The following is a 16,060-nucleotide window of genomic DNA, read 5'->3' as shown; positions in this document are numbered from 1 at the left end:
ACAACACCTGCAACATCCATGCCCATCTCGGGCGGACACGAGGAGGCACGAGCGCGATGCGCCGTTTCGTTCGCAGCGCAGCGCTGGTCGTGGGGTGGTGCCTCCTCGCCGTAGCTCTCGGAATGTTTGCCGTCCGACAGGTCGGCGTGACCGAGATCACTTTCGTCGCTTTGGTGGTCGGAACTCCGTACCTCGGAGTCGCCACCGTCGCGGCGCTCCTGCTCTTCGCCGCCGCCCGCTCACGTATCGGATCGGCGGTCGCAGCCGTGGTCACCGTCGCCGTCGTGGGCGTCCAGGTGCCGATGTTCCTGGCCGACGGACCGGACAACTCCGGACCGGACCTGTCCGTGTTGACGGTCAACGTGGCGCACGGGGATGCCGATGCCGGCGCAATCGTCGACGCGGTCCGTGATCACGACGTCGACGTGCTCGCCGTCCAGGAACTCACGCCCGAGGAAGTGACCGACCTGAGGGGTGCAGGTCTGGACGACCTGCTGCCGTTCTCCTTCACCGCCGCACTGCCCGTGGCCGACGGCACCGGATTGTGGAGCCGAACACCCTTGACCGACGGCACCCGACTGGACGACTTCGGCTTCGTACCGGTGCAGGCGAACACCGTCGTCGACGGCACGACGCTGACCCTCGTCTCGTTCCATTCGATGTCTCCCGCGACGCCGCGCCACACCACCCAGTGGGACGCAGACCTGGCGAGGATGCGGGCCATCATGGATACCTACGACAACACTGCCATCGTCGCGGGCGACTTCAATGCCACCAACGATCACCGGCAATTCCGCAGGTTGGCTTCGGCTCCGTTCTCCGACGCGGCCGACGCTGCGGGGGCAGGACTGTTCCGCACCTTCCCGTCCGAACGTCCGTTGGCGCGGTTGGACCATGTCGTGACCAGTGACAGCGTCCGCGCGCGGTCGGTGCAGCCGTTACCGATCCCGGAGAGCGATCATCTGGCGGTGCTCGCAACGGTGCAGTTGCTGTGACCGTCCCCGGCTAGAAGCGTGGAAGCTGAATGACCGGAGGCGGCGGCAGCTGGATCTGTGGAAGCTGGATCTGCGGCAGACCGGGGATCAGCGGTGCCGGGGCAGGCGCAGGAGCCGGTGCCGCGGGCGGCACGTACTCGGGCTCGGAATACGTCTGAGCCGGAGCCTGAACGGGCTCGGACGTGGGCGGCGGCGTTGTGGTCGGCGGTGGCGTCGTCGGCGTCGGGGTGACCCGGGTCGTCGTGGGACCTGCAGTGATCGGCACCGGTGAATCTGCCGGTGCACTGGTCGGGGCCGGCGACCCACCCCCGTATCCGAGAGACAAGCCGAGGGCGGCGACCGCGACGAGACCACCCGCGACCAGTACCGCACCGCGCACCTTGCGCTTCGAATCCGCTGGCTTGTCGGAGTGGGGTTCCGGAGTCAACCAATCGGGTGCACCGGTCAGCGACGCCGGGTCGGCCGCGGGCTGTCGCCCGCCCGACTGCGGATTCGACTGGGGGTTGGACTGCGCATTCGGTTGGGGAACCGGCTGGTGCGGTGCCTCGACGACCGGTGTGGCGAGCAGTGCCGCTCCTCGGGCCGCAACCGATTCGGGGTCTGCCGGAGTGACGACGGGTAACCCGACCCAAGCATCGAGTATGGCTCCGACCAGCGGTATTCGGGCGCCGCCGCCGATCAGGAACAGCGCGTCGACATGTTTGGGAGAACGCCCGATGACGTCTCGAACCAGGCGAGCGGAGTACTCGATCGGGACGGTCACCAGTGACTCGAATGCCTCGCGGGAGATCAGGATGACACCGCCGTCGCCCGGAAGACATACAGCGCCGCTGGTCGACAATTGTTCCTTGGCGACCCGGCACCGCGCGGTGAACGCGCTCAGTTCTTGGTTGTCGGCAATGTCGACGCCCTGCTTGGCCAACTGGTTGTCGGCGATCAGGCGATCGAAGTCGTCGCCGCTGATGTCGATGGTGCGTTCTGCCAGCAGAACTTGGCCTGTACCGCGGTCGATCACGCTGATCGTCAGACCCGAACTGCCCAGGTCGTACAACGCGATGGTGCCGAAATGCCCCAGCTCGCCCGACGCTTCGAGGTACTGCAGCGCAGCCCGAGCCTCGGGAACGAGTCGATAGTTGTACAGCCGCTGACCGGCCATGGCCTGCTGGATCTCACCGAACTGCTGCTGGTCGCGATACGCCACGCCGGTTGCCTGCACTGGGCCACCGTTGCCCGGTTGCGAGAGCACCACGCCGATGGACTCGGCGGCCAGTTCCTCGGCCCGGTCCCAGTAGGCGTCGACGGTGTCGTGGTGGAAGTCGAGGCGTCCCGAATCCTGAGGGCGCAGGTCGGGTCGAGCCATGCGCACCGCGCTGGCCCCCACCGACACACCGAGAACTTCGGTCATTACCTGCCTCTTGTCGATTTCCCCGTCAACACACGCCGAGACTTCATGTCACGAACCAGTCTCGATCCCCCCAATTGATCACTGTAGCGCGTCGGTGCGGCTGCGCCGCAGTGGTGCGTTCAGGTGCCCCCTGGGGCACCCAGCCACACCACTACAGTTGCGGCATGCGAGTTCTGTTCGTCTGCACCGGCAACATCTGCCGATCTCCGACTGCCGAGCGCCTTGCGGTCGCCTTCGCCCGTGAGGGCGGATTCGAGCTGACCGCCAGCAGTGCCGGGACACAGGGACTGACCGGGCACGCGATGGACCCGACGGCAGCGTTGGTGTTGTCGCAACTCGGCGGCGATCCCGAGGGCTTCGTGGCTCGACGCCTCACTCCGGCGATCACCGCCGACGCCGAACTCGTTCTGACGATGACCGCGTCGCATCGCGACGCCGTGCTCGCGCTGTCGCCGAGGCACATGCGTCGCACCTTCACCTTGCTCGAGGCGTCGAGCCTGGCCGCGGCGTCGGGCGCACGATCGGTTGCTGCCCTCGCCGACGCGCGGGCCGTCCACAGCGTCGAGACGCTGGATATCGGCGACCCGTACCGGCGCGACCCGTCCGTGTACGAGGAAGCCGGCGAGCTGATCGCAGCATCGTTGCCGAATGTTCTCCGACTGGCGCAGCCGTAACCTTCGACCCACCACGAATTCGCACGCTGCGGTAACGTTCTCGCATCATTGCCGACCACCCGGGTGCGGCCACGGCGTTAGGGTCTGTTCATGCGCGACAAGGTCATCGCGTTGGCAGCAGTGGCGAGTGCCGGAGTCGCCGTCACCGTGGGTCTGGTCATCGGTGCCCTCGGTGGCGCGTTCGACGATTCGAGCCAGGACGTCAGGCCGCCTGCGCTGAAGTCGGACTCCCTCAGTTCGGTCCAGGCGTCTCCGACGTCCGCAATCGTCGTGGTTCCGCCGTCTCCCACCTGGCAGGTCGCGGTGCCCACCACCGCCAAGCCGCCGACGACGACGCCGGAGCGGCCTCAGACGACGACGCGGACGCCCCGAACAACCACCAAGCGGTCGGACCGAACTACCACGACCACCACCGACGAGGACTCGACCGACGAGCCGACGACCGACGAGCCCACGACCACCGAGTCGGGCCGGTAGATCTCACGGACGGCCCGCTGTCAGATCGGGCGCGCTGTCTCCGATTCTCAACGCGGCCACAAGTTCTCGATACAGCTCGTCCGACGCCATGAGCTCCGCATGCGTTCCACGTGCGCGAACCACCCCGTCGTCCATCACCAGGATGGTGTCGGCGTCGAGCACGGTGGACAACCGATGCGCGATGGTGACGACGGCAGCATCCTCGGCGATGGAACGGATCACCTCGTGGATCGCCGCCTCGGTGCGTCCGTCGACCTGAGCCGTCGCCTCGTCGAGCAGCAGGATCTGTGGGCGTCGAACGATGGCCCGCGCCAACGCGATTCGTTGCCGCTGCCCACCGGACACCGTCGAGCCGATCAGGTCGGTGTCCAATCCCTCGTCCAGAGCGCGGATGGTCGAATCCAGGTGCACCGACTCGAGCGCCGCCCAGATGTCACCCTCACTGGCGTCCGGGTGACTGAACAACAGGTTCTCCCGCACAGAACCGGGGATCACCGGCGTCTCCTGCTCCACGTAGGACAGTCGAGAGCGCACCTCGTCGATCGTGAGCTCGCTGTACGGCGTTCCGCCGAGCCGTATCTCGCCGCTCTCGGGCGTCAGGAACCGCAGGATCAGCGAGAACACGCTGGTCTTGCCTGCACCGGAGGGACCGACGATCGCTGTGTGGCCACGCGCGGGGACGTCCAGGTCGATTCCTCGCACGGCCGGATCTCGTCCCGGACCGTAACGTGCTGTCACACTCCGGAATTCGAGCGCCGGAGCAGCGTCGTCAACGGATTGGGTCGGCGCGGGGGCACCTTCCTCCCCCACTTCGACGACGAGGTCGTCGATCTGACGTATCCGCGCCGCCGCGGCCATACCCGCCTGCAACGCGGTGATGTTGGTGGCGAGGGTGGAGACCGGGCTCATGACCTGAAATGCATAGAGCAGAAACGCGATCAAGCTGGATACCGCAAGATCCCCGGTGCTGACGCGGTAGCCACCGAGGCCGAGAATGCCGATGATGGCCAATTGCACGCCGCCACCCGCGAAGGTCCACGCCAGTGCCGAGATCTTGACGGCGTGCACGCTGTGCCGAGCGGAGGTCCGCGCCTCCGCGATGACGCGTTCGGATTCGCGAGTCTCGGCTCTGCTGGACTTGACCGTTCGGATGGCCCGCAGGGTGCCGTCGAGAATGCCGCCGAGTCGTCCGATCGCTTCCTGTGATTGCCTCTGCGCGATGGCGATCGGAGGCATCAGCCGGGCGAACAACACTGCGATCGCCACGATGGCCACCGCGATCGCGCCCAGCAATACCAGATCCAGAACCGCCATCAGGATCAATGCGCCCACCAGACCCACGACGCTGTTGACTATGGCCACCAGCGCATTCGATGTCGCCTCACGCAGCAGCACGGTGTCCGAGGTGACGCGGGTGACCAACTCACCGGTGGGCCGAGTGTTCAGGCTGCCGACCGTGGCACCGAAATACTTCCGCACGATCGACTTGCGTGCGTCGAGCACGATCCGCTCGGCCAACACCCCGAGCACGATCCACTGCAGATACAGAACGGCCGAGCCGACGACCAACAGGGCCACCAGAACGACGACGGGAACGATCAGCGACGCGTCGGTGCCGAGTCCGTCGAGCACACCCTTGGCGACCATCGGCGTAGCCAACGCCGTTCCGGTACCGATCAGGCCGAGCATCATGCCCAGGATCAGGGTGCGCCGATGAGGCCGCACGAACTGCCACAACACCCGTAGGTTGGGTACCGTTATTTTCTTCTTCTCGGCTGTCGCGATCTGCACATCGACCATGTAGTCAGTGTGCAGCAACGATCAGCTGGTACCGATCGCGTCCCAGATCATGTGGACCGTGGTGCCGTTCTGGTCCGACGTCACCGCCGCCGTATCGGCCAGAGCCCGCATCAGTGGGACGCCTCGACCTCGGTTGGGATCGGAATTGCGGGTCGCCCAATCGCCGCGGTCGGTCACCTTCACATCGATCCGGCCCTGCGCACCGCACAACACTCGAATGTCGAGGGTTCCTCGGTCGGTGTGATCGCGATACGCATGTTCGACACTGTTCGCTATCGCCTCGTACGTCGCCAACACGACGTCGTACGCGCGATCCGGGTCGACGCCCAACTCGTTCAACCAGTCACCGAGTTCACGCCGAAGCTCCGACGCTCGATCCGGATCGGCAGGCTCGTCGGTGAACAGCAGTTCTTCCATTCGCGCACCTGCCGTCGAGATCGAACTGTCGGTACGTGAGTCGTCACCTCCGAAGAGAGTCGCCATCATGAGTCCCGTCTACCCAAAACTTCAGGATCTACCCGCATGAATCGCAACGAGCGCCTCGTCGACCGTCGCATAGATGCCGAACACCTCGTCGAGCCCGACCAAAGTCAACGGACGCCCCGTCGCCGGACCGTCCGCCACCACGGCAAACCCGGCACTACCGCCCAGTTGCTGATGCGTCGAAGCCAGCAGCGACATGCCTGCCGATGCGAGGAAACCCACATCGCTGAGATCGATGACCACAGCCGACGGCGACTTCTCGAGCACCAGAGCCACGGACTCGGACAGATCAGGAGCCGTCACCAAATCCAACTCACCCGACACCGACAGAACAACATCCTGATCACGCCATTCAACAATCACATCGAAATGCTGGGGTCCGAGCCCCGATTCGTCCGCAGTCACACGAAGACTTTACCTCGCTCCCCCGCCCCGCCACCGCCGCCGAAGTCCACTCGACGTGACATCGACCCCCGGCAGGTCCACTCAACGTGACATTGACCCCCGAAAAGTGTCGATGGTCGTTCCGCAGGCTCCACTCCGGACCACCGAACGTGACATTGAGTCCCCTCGGGGTCGGCTTCGGGTTGGTTTGCCGCCGTCGGCTCACTCAGCCGAGGGGTATCGATCGCATTAGGCTCGTCCAGGTGATCGAGGGCCTGCATTCCATGGACGGTCGCGGTCTGCGTCGTCGCTCGCTCGGGGAGTACGTCGCGGTCGTTGTGGGCGGCGCGGTCGGTGCGGCGCTTCGGTACGAGGTGTGGACGTGGCGGGCGACGCCGCGGTGGCAGTTGTTGTCCACGTTCGGCGTGAATGTGTTCGGCTGTCTGCTCGTCGGCGCTGCGTTGGGGTATCTGTCCGGTCGTCGGGCTCCGGTGACTCGGGCCGGGCTGTTCGGTCTTGCGTGCGGTCTGACGACTTTCGGTCTGTACGCGTTTCAGGCGGTCACCCATCGCGGGGCGTGGAATTCGGTGATCTATCTGGTGGCGACGCCGGTGTTCGCGTTGATCGCGATGGCCGTCGGGGCTGCGATCACGAGACCGGCACGAACGAGCCAGACGCTGTGACGACGTTGATTCTGGTGGCGGCCGGCGGCGGACTCGCGGCTCTGGGCCAGTTCGTGTTCTCGTTCGCCCTGCGGTCGAGGCGACGGGCGACGGCATTGAATCTGGTGGCGTGTGCCGCGCTGGGGTTGGTGTTCGCACTCGATCCGCCGAATGCTGTTCGCTCCGTGGTGGCGGTCGGGTTTCTGGCGTCGGTGGCTCCGCTGGCGGGGACGACACTGGCGACGATCGGGCTTGCGCGAGATCGTCGGTATCGCTCGGCAGCACTGTTCTTCGGCGCGAACGTGGTGGGTGGAATCGCCGCGGTGATGTTCGGGTTCCTGGCGTGGAAGTCCGGTGTGACGCTCTATCACAAGATTCTGTGACCGAATCCGGTCAGTCGGTTCCCGAATCCTGGCAGGAGCCCTGCACTCCGGCCTTGACGAACCCTGCAATCTGGTACAGGTACGTGAATTCCCATTCGACGAGTGAGAAGTCGTATGAGCGAGGCGTCGGACGCATCGTGACGGTTCCGTCGAAGCACTGATCGAAGACGAATCGAGCCCGCGGGAGGTGGTATCGCCACGTGACGACGATGACGTGGTTCCAGCCGCGTTCGCGGGCAAGGGTTTCGGTGAACATGGCTTCGCCACGGGTGGTCGAGGGCGACGGCGGAATGCACAACACCTCGAACTGCGACGTGGACGCCGCGCAGGCTTTCTTCATCGTCGGATCGCTGGAACCGTAGGGATCGGACAGCACCACTGTCGTGGCCAGGCCTTGTTGGGCGAGCGAGATGCCGTAGGCCTCACGTCCGTCGTGTTCGCCGCCGAGCACCACGATGGCGTCGGCGGCAACGAGCGGATCCACCCGAGCTTTGGTGAACGCGAGGTAGCCGCCGACACCTACCGACGACACCAAGACAACCGGGATCGCCAGGGCGAGAAACAGCAACCAGCGTCCGCGGAACACCTCACCAGGTTAGGGAAGGCGCTCCGCGAGCGCGCGGTCAGCGACTCAGATCACTCGCTGGGCTGCGGCACGGTGACGTTGCAGTCCGTGACCTCGGGGTTGATTCCGAAGTAGTTGAGCGGACCTGCGACGACGGTCAGGGCGATGGTGCCCGCACCTGCACAGTTCTCGGGCGCGTTCTCGAAGTCTCCGCGCTGATACGACGCGAATGCGCCGATGATCAGCCAAACCAGAACGATCAACGTTACGAACCTCATTGGTGCCCCCTTAGGCGGTCAGCCGCCGTTCGGCTGTCGAAGGGCAGGTATGTCCGATTGTGGCAGGCTTCAAACCACGTCACGTGCGCTTCGACAGAGTCTCCGACAGATAATCGTTGAGGGCGCGTTCCTGTACCCGGTCCAGGGCGCGGGCCAGTTCTGCCTGTGCCGATTTCATGGCAAGGCTGCGCATCTTCTCGAACATCTCGGTGGTCTCGGCTACCTCTCCGGACTTGGGCAGCCAACCTGGCCCGTGTTTCGCGGCCAGATGGTCGGTCACGCTCCCGACCATCGACTCGGCGATTTCGTTCATTTTCGACGCGGTCCGCTCGTGCTGGTCGAGCAGACGTTCCAATGTGAAGCCGTACTGACTCAGGTCGACGAACACCTCGAGGAGGGTCGGATCGAGAATCTCGCACTGGTCACCGTCGATTCTGATCAGTTTCGCTTCGATCAGTCGGGCAACGATGTCGTCGTTGTCCTCACCGAGAAATTGCGCAATCAGTTCGACGGGAATGACCGTGGTCTCGGCCGACGACCACTTGCGAGTCACGATTTCCTGCAGGCCCAGGATTTCTTCCAGGTCTTTGCCCTGCTCCCAACCCGACAGGAAATCGGCTATGTGCGCCGAGGTGAACCCCCGCTGAAGCAGCGAGTCGATCACCTTCAATCGAGTCAGGTGATCGTCGTTGTAAATACCTACTCGTCCTCGGAGCGTGGGCGGCGGCAGCAGCCCGCGTTCCTGGTACGCCCGCACGTTGCGAGTGGTCGTCTTGGCCTCTCGGGCCAAGTCGTCGATTCGATACTCCACCGAGCTCCTTACCTCCGCCGCGCGTCGACCTTCAGGATATACGTCGACCACGCGGCGGAAGGAAGAGCCGAATCCGACCGTCATCGAAACGACAAGCGTGCTCTCGAGCGATTCAGGAGTGGGCGACGACCTGTGCCGGTTCCTGCGGCAGGTCGACGCGGCGCGGAACCATGGTGAAATCGCCCTGTTCGACACCTCTGAGTTGGTTGACGTACTGGGTGGCGAAACCCGGGAACATGGTCGCGTTGAAGCCGTCCTCGGTGAGATACCAACTGCTGCAACCGGAATTCCAGGTCGTCTTCGCCAGTTTGCGCTGCATGTCCTCGTTGTAGGCATCCTGGACGTCCTGGCGCACATCGGCGCTGTGCAGATCTCCTTCGAGTACCAGAGAGATCGCCTCGACGATGTAGTCGATCTGCGCCTCCATGTACACCAATGCCGAACTGTGTCCCGGGCCGGAATTCGGCCCGAAGGTGAAATACATGTTCGGATAGCCCGATACTGCAATGCTCTTGTACGCCTTGGCTCCCGCGCTCCATTCGTCGGCCAGCACGCGGCTGTCGCGTCCGGTGATCGGAATGGGTGTTCCGGTGTTGGACACGTCGAACCCGGTCGCGAAGACGATGGCGTCGAACTGATGCTCGACGCCTTCCACGGTTCGAATGCCCTTGGGTGAGAGCGTCGCGATCGGCCAGGTCACCAACGTGCAGTTCGGCTTCTGCAGGGCCGGGTAGTAGTCGCTGGTCATCAGCAATCGCTTGCAGCCGGCCCGGAATCGGGGTGTCAGCTGTCGCCGCAGCCACGGATCGCGAACCTGCTGACGCAGATGCGCGCGCCCGACCAGTTCGACGATGCGCGTCAACGGGGTCTTCCACACGACACCGAGGGCAACGGACTCGTGCCCCCAGAACCACAGCGACCGCGCCAGGGCCTGCGTCTGCGGGTACCGGGCGTATCGATGCTTGGTGCCTGCCTGCACCTTTCGATTGATCCTGGGCAGCGTCCAACCCGGGGTGCGTTGGAACACCTTGACCGTATCGGCGATCTTCACCAGTTCGGGCACGATCTGTACCGCGCTCGCCCCGGTTCCCACGACCGCGACCTTCTTACCCTCGAAGTCGTAGTCGTGATCCCACCGTGCACTGTGGATCTTGTGTCCCTCGTAGGTATCGATGCCTCGAATGTTCGGCAGGCTGGCATTGGCGAGCGGCCCCGACGCCATCACCACCGTGCGCGCCCGAACATCGGGGTGCCCGTCGATGCTCACGTGCCAATGCCCGGCCGCCTCGTTCCAGATGATGTCGACTACGTTGTGTCCGAATCGAATACGCGATCCGATGTCGAACTCACGCACCATTGTGTGGATGTAATCGAGAATCTCACCACTACCGGAATAGGTGTGCGACCAGTTGGGATTGGGCGCGAAACTGTACGAATACAGCCTCGACGGTATGTCGCAGGCTGCGCCCGGGTAAGTGTTGTCGCGCCAGGTTCCACCGACGGCGCTGCCGCGTTCGAGGATCGCGACATTCTCGATTCCACTGTTGCGCAGTCGGATAGCGGTACCGATTCCGGCGAATCCCGCACCGACGATCACGGCGTCGAGTACACCGTCGCGCACATCGAAATCGCTCATGCGACGGGCTCGTAGGTCAGTTCCTTGGCCCAGGTGGGCTCGGAATTGAGAGTCTTGGTCGGGTACCGGCGAGTGAGCTTCACCAGGCCATCCGCAACGCGGTGGTATGGATGCTTGCGGTTGATGACAATGCTGCTGTGCCACTGCACGAATCGATACATCGGCACGCGGAGCGCCTCGGGGCTACGCTCCCCCACACTGCGGAATCGCTTCATCGCGGTGTAGAGCCGCTCCTCGTCGACACCCATCTCGACGATGTTGTCGCGCATCTTGTTCAGCAGTGGGATGTAGCGCAGCAATCCGACGATGAGGGCCGGGTTCATCCAAGCACCGATGGTCTCGACCACCAGCTTGCGCATCCGGGAATGCCCGAGCAATTCGATGACCGCGAAATCGACCGCCAGATGCCGAGATTCGTCGGAGTTGATCTTCTTGAACACGGCCTGACACACCGGATCGTCGATCTCGTCCATGATGAACTTCACCAGCGCGCCGTCCAGGGCCACCTCGAGCATCGGTATGACGGTGCCCAGCACGGTCAGAGACAGCCCGTCGGAATGCTTGTCGAGCCAGTCGATGACGAGCTTGACGTTGACGTTCGGCTCGGGCATCCGGTCACCGTCGAGCATGCCCCAACGACGCATGAGAGCGAGCTCGGCGTTGGCGTGCTTCTGCTCTTCCGCGTGGAAGTAGCGATAGATCTCCGCGAGAGTCTCGTTCGGTGCCTTGAGCGCCATCGCCGCGAAGCCGCGAGCGCCCACGTTCTCGATCCACATCAGATCGGACATGAAGGGCTTGAGTTTGGCGTGCAGTTCGGGGCTGATGGTCTCGGCTCCCGGGCCGTCCCAGTCGATGTCCGCCAATGCCCACTGACGGTCCTTGATCTTGGTCAACATGTCTTCGAAGTCCATTGCCATGTCAGGCTCCTGTGGTTGTCGAGGTGAGGGATTCGTTCTTCGCCGGCTGCTGCTCGGCGGGCAGCACACGATTGAGCAAGCCGAGAAAGCGCACGTACACGGCGGGCAGCAATCTCTTGAACCGCCAGACGGCTTTGGCGTCGAACTGGGGCACGACGTAGAGCCGGCCCCGGTCGAATGCATCGAGCGTTCTGGCAGCGATCTTGTCGGGAGACCGTCCGGTCCAGCGCATCGCGAACTCGGCGAGCCTGGACGAACTCACGGTGATTCGCCCGTCGACGGCCACGTTGGTCTTGACGAACGTGGGGCACAGAACCGACACGCGCACACCGGTACCCGACAGTTCCGCAGCCATCGTTTCCGACAGGCTCATCACCGCGGCCTTCCCGACGTTGTACGGACCCATCAGCGGCGCGGCAGCGAAGCCCGCGGCGGACGCGACGTTGATGATTCCGCCCTCACCGGCGGCTCGAAGCGCAGGAGTGAACGCCTCACAGCCGTGGATCACGCCCCACAGGTTGATCCCCAGTGCCCAGTTCCAGTCCTCGAACCCGATGTCTCCAATGGGTTTTCCACCGATTCCGACACCTGCGTTGTTGATCAGCACCGTGGTCGGTCCGTCGAATTCGATGCCGGCACGAAGCGCCAGTTCCTCGACGTTCTCACGTACCGACACATCGCACTCGACGGCGTATCCGGTGGCACCGAGGGCGTTCACCATCGCTACTGTCTCTTGCGCGCGCGGCAACGAGATGTCAGCGCACATCACGACGCCTCCGCGGCCAGCCAGTTCGAGTGCGAAAGCACGGCCGATCCCGCTACCCGCGCCGGTCACCACCGCTCTCGAACCGTACGAGGGTTTTCCGGTCTTGCTTCTCATCGACTTACCTGCTCCTTCGACTCTTGTTGTACAACAGTGGTTTCGAGTGCATGTTCGATGAACTTGGCTGCATGCTCGAGTGCATGCGCTGCCTCGGGGATCAGCCTCGGGAGAGCGTGGAACACGTGCATCTGATCGGGCCAGATCTCTAGTTCGCTCCGTCCGCCTGCCGCGGTGATCATCGTGTGCAGGTGCCGAGCGTCGCCCCGGAGCATCTCGGCTCCGCCCACCTGGATCAGCGTCGGTGGCAGCTCTCGCACACGTCCGAGATCGAGCCGGAGACGCGGGAGATCCGCATCGTGGCCGTCGGTGTACAGCGCCACGAGTCCTCGCGCTGCCTTCGCCGAAATCATCGGGTCCTTGCGCGTGCGTTCCATGCGCGCCGATAGCTCGAAGTCGAGATCGATCAACGGCGAGAACAACACCAATGCTCCCGGCTGCGGCGTCCCGGTTCGGTCGTTCTCGATGATCAGGTCAGCGGCCAGGTGTCCGCCGGCGGAGTCCCCGGCGATGACGATGTTCGATGCGTCGTACCCCTGGCCCAGCAGCCAGCGGTACGCGGCTTCGAGGTCGTCGGCTGCGGCGGGAAATGGGTGTTCCGGGGCGAGCCGGTAGTCGACCGTGAACACCGGCAGGCTCGTCGCCCTGGACAATCGTGCGGTGAGACCACGGTGCGTCCGCGCCGAGCAGATGACGTATGCACTGCCGTGGATGTAGAGGATCACGCGTGGCCCCGGCGACAGGCCGGGCGCTCGCACCCACTCACCGCGAACCGGGCCTTCGGCCACGAGGTCCACTGCCGTTCCTTTCGGGACCGGACCGCACAGGTTCATCGAGGTGGCGACGAGGCGTCGAGAGAACTCGATGCCGCCGCGTGAGGTCGGCAGCAGGTTCGTCATCGGACGCAGAATCAGCCGAGTCATCAAGGCAGCCAGACGGGTTCGCCGAGACCCGGCCCTGAAAGCGCCGCGAGGCAGGTAGTCGTCGTCGGTGGTCGGAGTCACGTCATCACCCTCACCCGCTATTCGCCATTTGTCAATGGCCTATTATTTAGTGGTGAAGTGTGCGACAGTGGCGTCCAACACCGAAAGCGCAAGGGAGCGAGCACACGTGACGATGTTCAGGAGTAATCCACCGGCGGAACTGGATGCGTCTGCCATCGGTCCCGAGGACAGGATCTTCGAGTTGGAGATCGCCGAGGTGACCCGCGAGACCGAAGATGCGATCTCCCTCGGCTTTCTGGTTCCCGAGCATCGGGAAGCGCAGTTTCGGTACGAGCCGGGACAATTCCTCACCCTGGAGATTCCGTGCACGGACGGCGGATCGGTGGCCCGGTGCTACTCCTTCTCCAGCTCTCCGGTCCGGGCCCCGTTCCCCACTGTGACCGTCAAGCGCATTCAGGACGGTCTGGCATCACACTGGTTGCACGACAACGCTGTTCGTGGGATGCGACTCAAGGCGCTGAAGCCGTCGGGCATGTTCGGACCCAAGAGCTGGGACGACCATTTCGTCCTGCTGGCCGCCGGCAGCGGCATCACCCCGATCATGTCGATACTCGAGACCGCCCTGGTGCAGCACGAGAATCGGATCACCCTCGTCTACGCCAACCAGAATCGCGACTCGGTGATCTTCGCAGAGCGACTGACCGAACTGCAGTCGCGCTTCCCCGAACGACTCGACGTTCACCACTGGTACACCTCGGAATCGGGGTTACCCACCGCTGCCGGACTGGCCTCGATGAACGTGACGACTCCGTCCGACTGCGAGGCCTTCCTCTGTGGACCGACGCAATACATGAACGTCGCCGAGGAGTGGCTCGCTCGCACCGGTACGACGGCGCACAGAACACACCGCGAGGTGTTCTCCTCATTCGACTCGAATCCGTTTCAGGCCAGGGGCGCGTCGATTTCCGACGAACCCGGCGCGAACTCCGTGGCCGCTCATGTCGAGATCGACGGAATGGAGACCGAGTTCACCTGGAATGCAGACACGAAGCTGCTCGACCGACTTCTCGAGCTGGGTCTCGACCCGCCGTACGTATGCCGCGAAGGAACCTGCGGCGGTTGTGCGTACACCCTCACCGAGGGCACGGTGAACATGCTCGCCAACGAGACGCTCGACGAACACGAACTGCAGCACGGCGTCCGACTGGCCTGCCAGTCCGTGCCCGATTCCACGAGCGTTCGTGCGGTGTTCGACCGCTGATCCCGGAGGAGGGCGCTCAGCCCTCGAGCGTCAACGAATGCGGCTTCGAGGCGAACGCCGCGGCGGAGCCGGAGGCTCGTGCAATCCCCGCGATACCGCCCCAGACCATCATGGTGAGGTAGTCGATGAGCTCGTCGACCGTCATGGTCCGGTCGAACATCCACCAGTGCGACGCCAACCGGACCGCACCGATCATGGCGAAAGCGAAGGGCGTCGAGCCGGCCGTCGAGAACTCCCGCTCTCGAAATCTGTCGGCGATGACGGTCGTCAGCAACTCTGCGATCAGTTCTTCCGATGCGGTGACGATGTCCTGGTTGCCACCGACCGCATTGTTCGCATGCACGTAGATGTAGATCTCGGGATCTGTGGCAACCGTCGTGACGTAGGCGGAAATCACTGCGCGAGTGAGGTGATACTCATCGAGGTCCTCGGACATCGCGTCCTGGATCCGCGGCACCAGTGCAGTCTCGACGTATCGAGCCATCGCAGCGTCGGCGAGACCCTTTTTGTCCGCGAAGTGTTTGTACAGAACGGTTTTCGAGACACCGTTCGCTGCGGCGATGGCATCCATACCCACGTCGTGTCCATGCTCACGAATCGCTGCCAGTGTTCGATCGAGCAGTTCACGTCGCCGGGTGATTCTGTGGTCGCGCCACCGGTCGCTTCGCCCGTCCACCTTGACCACCGCGCTCATGCCGACTGCGGTACCGCTCGTGATCCCCTCAGCAGAATCGACGCCACCAGCTGCGGATCGTCCGACATCGGAACGTGCCCGAGACCCGGGTACGTCGTCACTTCGGCCTGCGGAAAGGTTCGACGCACGAGCGGTGCCTGATAGACCGGCAGAACCAAGTCACGACGGCCCCACGCGACGGTGACGGGAACGGTCTCGTCGACCGGAATGCTGAAGCGCGGCACTGCATTTCCGGCTGCGTCGATCGCACGGTTGGTGGTGATGCTGAGTGCGTCGATCGTGGCCGTCGCTGCGGGAACTCGCCACGGCTTGGCGTAGAACACGCCGTTGGCGATCGTGCGGCCGACGACCGAACGCATGACGGTAGGTGCGATCGGGCTGATCACTCGAGACAACGCTCGCAACAGTCGGAACACGAGGAGCGCCCGGGTCTGATCCCAGTGTCCGCGAAAGAATCCGGCCGGTGACAGGGCGGTCGCCGAGGCGACCGACCCGCGGGCAGCCAGTTCGAGCGCAAAGTAACCGCCCAGCGAATTTCCGGCCACGTGCGGCTTCTCGCCGTCCACCGCCACGTGCTCGAGGAATCGCTCCAACTCGGCCACGATCCACGGCCCCAGATCGAATTCCTCGGTGGGCAAGTCCGGTGACGCGCCGTGGCCGGGCAGGTCCACCGTCACTACTCGTCGATGCCGCGCCAGTATGTCGACGACACTGTCCCACGCATGTTGTCGGTGCACGATGCCGTGAATGAGCACCAATGTAGGGCCCTCACCCCGGATCGTGTGCGCAAGGGTCAGACCGTCGATGTCGG

General features: G+C 64.1%; 19 protein-coding genes. 6 read left to right on the top strand and 13 right to left on the bottom strand.

What is annotated here, in order from left to right; all coding sequences use genetic code 11:
- Positions 1–56 precede the first annotated feature (56 nt).
- Entirely contained in the window at positions 57–995 is a 939-nt protein-coding gene (locus tag RFA01S_RS08120; protein ID WP_032406273.1) for an endonuclease/exonuclease/phosphatase family protein, read from the top strand.
- Positions 996–1,005: 10 nt separating this feature from the next.
- Here the strand turns inward: RFA01S_RS08120 and RFA01S_RS08115 are convergent, their stop codons facing one another.
- On the bottom strand, positions 1,006–2,400 hold the full coding sequence (locus tag RFA01S_RS08115; protein WP_052053538.1) for a DUF7159 family protein: 1,395 nt from the start codon (positions 2,398–2,400) through the stop codon (positions 1,006–1,008).
- A gap of 164 nt (positions 2,401–2,564) precedes the next feature.
- Between RFA01S_RS08115 and RFA01S_RS08110 the strand changes: the two genes are divergently transcribed.
- Together RFA01S_RS08110 and RFA01S_RS08105 are read left to right on the top strand one after the other, a co-directional pair.
- Positions 2,565–3,074: an arsenate reductase/protein-tyrosine-phosphatase family protein gene (locus tag RFA01S_RS08110; RefSeq protein ID WP_032366897.1), complete on the top strand. Its 510-nt coding sequence runs from the start codon at positions 2,565–2,567 to the stop codon at positions 3,072–3,074.
- Between the two features lie 90 nt (positions 3,075–3,164).
- Positions 3,165–3,551 (top strand): hypothetical protein, encoded by a 387-nt coding sequence (locus RFA01S_RS08105; RefSeq protein WP_032366898.1) that lies wholly within the window; start codon positions 3,165–3,167, stop codon positions 3,549–3,551.
- 3 nt (positions 3,552–3,554) lie between these two features.
- Here the strand turns inward: RFA01S_RS08105 and RFA01S_RS08100 are convergent, their stop codons facing one another.
- The 3 genes from RFA01S_RS08100 to RFA01S_RS08090 are packed head-to-tail and all read right to left on the bottom strand — an operon-like array spanning position 3,555 to position 6,194.
- Positions 3,555–5,351 (bottom strand): ABC transporter ATP-binding protein, encoded by a 1,797-nt coding sequence (locus tag RFA01S_RS08100; RefSeq protein ID WP_052060430.1) that lies wholly within the window; start codon positions 5,349–5,351, stop codon positions 3,555–3,557.
- A gap of 21 nt (positions 5,352–5,372) precedes the next feature.
- Positions 5,373–5,837: an ATP-binding protein gene (locus tag RFA01S_RS08095; RefSeq protein ID WP_052060429.1), complete on the bottom strand. Its 465-nt coding sequence runs from the start codon at positions 5,835–5,837 to the stop codon at positions 5,373–5,375.
- Between the two features lie 21 nt (positions 5,838–5,858).
- The gene (locus RFA01S_RS08090; RefSeq protein WP_032372037.1) at positions 5,859–6,194 is read right to left on the bottom strand and encodes an STAS domain-containing protein; all 336 of its coding nucleotides are present in this window, start codon (positions 6,192–6,194) and stop codon (positions 5,859–5,861) included.
- A gap of 287 nt (positions 6,195–6,481) precedes the next feature.
- On the opposite strand from RFA01S_RS08090, the gene RFA01S_RS08085 reads away from it, so the two are divergent.
- Both RFA01S_RS08085 and RFA01S_RS08080 read left to right on the top strand, forming a co-directional pair.
- Positions 6,482–6,901 (top strand): FluC/FEX family fluoride channel, encoded by a 420-nt coding sequence (locus RFA01S_RS08085; RefSeq protein WP_080730144.1) that lies wholly within the window; start codon positions 6,482–6,484, stop codon positions 6,899–6,901.
- Positions 6,898–7,263, top strand: coding sequence for a CrcB family protein (locus RFA01S_RS08080; RefSeq protein WP_032389785.1), 366 nt, complete (start codon positions 6,898–6,900; stop codon positions 7,261–7,263). The genes RFA01S_RS08085 and RFA01S_RS08080 overlap by 4 nt, the downstream gene beginning before the upstream one ends.
- 10 nt (positions 7,264–7,273) lie before the next feature.
- Here RFA01S_RS08080 and RFA01S_RS08075 read toward each other — a convergent pair whose 3' ends face one another.
- The 7 genes from RFA01S_RS08075 to RFA01S_RS08045 all read right to left on the bottom strand — a co-directional run bounded on the left by RFA01S_RS08075 (position 7,274) and on the right by RFA01S_RS08045 (position 13,354).
- Complete coding sequence (locus RFA01S_RS08075; RefSeq protein WP_032406179.1) at positions 7,274–7,849, bottom strand: YdcF family protein; 576 nt, start codon at positions 7,847–7,849, stop codon at positions 7,274–7,276.
- 50 nt (positions 7,850–7,899) lie between these two features.
- Entirely contained in the window at positions 7,900–8,106 is a 207-nt protein-coding gene (locus tag RFA01S_RS08070) for a hypothetical protein (RefSeq protein WP_027495611.1), read from the bottom strand.
- 79 nt (positions 8,107–8,185) lie between these two features.
- A complete protein-coding gene (locus tag RFA01S_RS08065; protein ID WP_032406178.1) occupies positions 8,186–8,917 on the bottom strand; it encodes a MerR family transcriptional regulator in 732 nt (243 codons plus the stop codon).
- A gap of 112 nt (positions 8,918–9,029) precedes the next feature.
- Complete coding sequence (locus tag RFA01S_RS08060; RefSeq protein ID WP_032406177.1) at positions 9,030–10,553, bottom strand: flavin-containing monooxygenase; 1,524 nt, start codon at positions 10,551–10,553, stop codon at positions 9,030–9,032.
- Entirely contained in the window at positions 10,550–11,470 is a 921-nt protein-coding gene (locus RFA01S_RS08055) for a hypothetical protein (RefSeq protein ID WP_032366903.1), read from the bottom strand. Before RFA01S_RS08055 ends, RFA01S_RS08060 begins: the two co-directional genes overlap by 4 nt.
- A 1-nt stretch (position 11,471) precedes the next feature.
- Positions 11,472–12,350 (bottom strand): SDR family NAD(P)-dependent oxidoreductase, encoded by an 879-nt coding sequence (locus RFA01S_RS08050; protein WP_032406176.1) that lies wholly within the window; start codon positions 12,348–12,350, stop codon positions 11,472–11,474.
- The gene (locus RFA01S_RS08045; RefSeq protein WP_307718870.1) at positions 12,347–13,354 is read right to left on the bottom strand and encodes an alpha/beta hydrolase; all 1,008 of its coding nucleotides are present in this window, start codon (positions 13,352–13,354) and stop codon (positions 12,347–12,349) included. The genes RFA01S_RS08050 and RFA01S_RS08045 overlap by 4 nt, the downstream gene beginning before the upstream one ends.
- A gap of 112 nt (positions 13,355–13,466) precedes the next feature.
- On the opposite strand from RFA01S_RS08045, the gene RFA01S_RS08040 reads away from it, so the two are divergent.
- Positions 13,467–14,555 (top strand): ferredoxin--NADP reductase, encoded by a 1,089-nt coding sequence (locus tag RFA01S_RS08040; protein ID WP_072692069.1) that lies wholly within the window; start codon positions 13,467–13,469, stop codon positions 14,553–14,555.
- Between the two features lie 16 nt (positions 14,556–14,571).
- Here the strand turns inward: RFA01S_RS08040 and RFA01S_RS08035 are convergent, their stop codons facing one another.
- Both RFA01S_RS08035 and RFA01S_RS08030 read right to left on the bottom strand, forming a co-directional pair.
- Positions 14,572–15,249 carry a TetR/AcrR family transcriptional regulator gene (locus RFA01S_RS08035; protein WP_052060427.1) on the bottom strand — a complete coding sequence of 226 codons (678 nt, stop codon included), beginning with the start codon at positions 15,247–15,249 and terminating at the stop codon, positions 14,572–14,574.
- Positions 15,246–16,046: an alpha/beta fold hydrolase gene (locus RFA01S_RS08030; RefSeq protein WP_032406268.1), complete on the bottom strand. Its 801-nt coding sequence runs from the start codon at positions 16,044–16,046 to the stop codon at positions 15,246–15,248. Before RFA01S_RS08030 ends, RFA01S_RS08035 begins: the two co-directional genes overlap by 4 nt.
- Positions 16,047–16,060 lie beyond the last annotated feature (14 nt).

The organism is Rhodococcoides fascians NBRC 12155 = LMG 3623 (assembly GCF_001894785.1).
GTDB lineage: Bacteria > Actinomycetota > Actinomycetes > Mycobacteriales > Mycobacteriaceae > Rhodococcoides > Rhodococcoides fascians.
This window is presented reverse-complemented; position numbering and strand designations above follow the sequence as displayed.

What these genes read in the sequence shown, in the direction of transcription:
- RFA01S_RS08040 (WP_072692069.1), top strand. Translation starts at nt 13,467, where the DNA reads ATGTTCAGGAGTAATCCACCGGCGGAACTGGATGCGTCTGCCATCGGT.
- RFA01S_RS08110 (WP_032366897.1), top strand. Translation starts at nt 2,565, where the DNA reads ATGCGAGTTCTGTTCGTCTGCACCGGCAACATCTGCCGATCTCCGACT.
- RFA01S_RS08060 (WP_032406177.1), bottom strand. Translation starts at nt 10,553, where the DNA reads ATGAGCGATTTCGATGTGCGCGACGGTGTACTCGACGCCGTGATCGTC.
- RFA01S_RS08050 (WP_032406176.1), bottom strand. Translation starts at nt 12,350, where the DNA reads ATGAGAAGCAAGACCGGAAAACCCTCGTACGGTTCGAGAGCGGTGGTG.
- RFA01S_RS08055 (WP_032366903.1), bottom strand. Translation starts at nt 11,470, where the DNA reads ATGGCAATGGACTTCGAAGACATGTTGACCAAGATCAAGGACCGTCAG.
- RFA01S_RS08115 (WP_052053538.1), bottom strand. Translation starts at nt 2,400, where the DNA reads ATGACCGAAGTTCTCGGTGTGTCGGTGGGGGCCAGCGCGGTGCGCATG.
- RFA01S_RS08035 (WP_052060427.1), bottom strand. Translation starts at nt 15,249, where the DNA reads ATGAGCGCGGTGGTCAAGGTGGACGGGCGAAGCGACCGGTGGCGCGAC.
- RFA01S_RS08095 (WP_052060429.1), bottom strand. Translation starts at nt 5,837, where the DNA reads ATGATGGCGACTCTCTTCGGAGGTGACGACTCACGTACCGACAGTTCG.
- RFA01S_RS08120 (WP_032406273.1), top strand. Translation starts at nt 57, where the DNA reads ATGCGCCGTTTCGTTCGCAGCGCAGCGCTGGTCGTGGGGTGGTGCCTC.
- RFA01S_RS08100 (WP_052060430.1), bottom strand. Translation starts at nt 5,351, where the DNA reads ATGGTCGATGTGCAGATCGCGACAGCCGAGAAGAAGAAAATAACGGTA.
- RFA01S_RS08070 (WP_027495611.1), bottom strand. Translation starts at nt 8,106, where the DNA reads ATGAGGTTCGTAACGTTGATCGTTCTGGTTTGGCTGATCATCGGCGCA.
- RFA01S_RS08105 (WP_032366898.1), top strand. Translation starts at nt 3,165, where the DNA reads ATGCGCGACAAGGTCATCGCGTTGGCAGCAGTGGCGAGTGCCGGAGTC.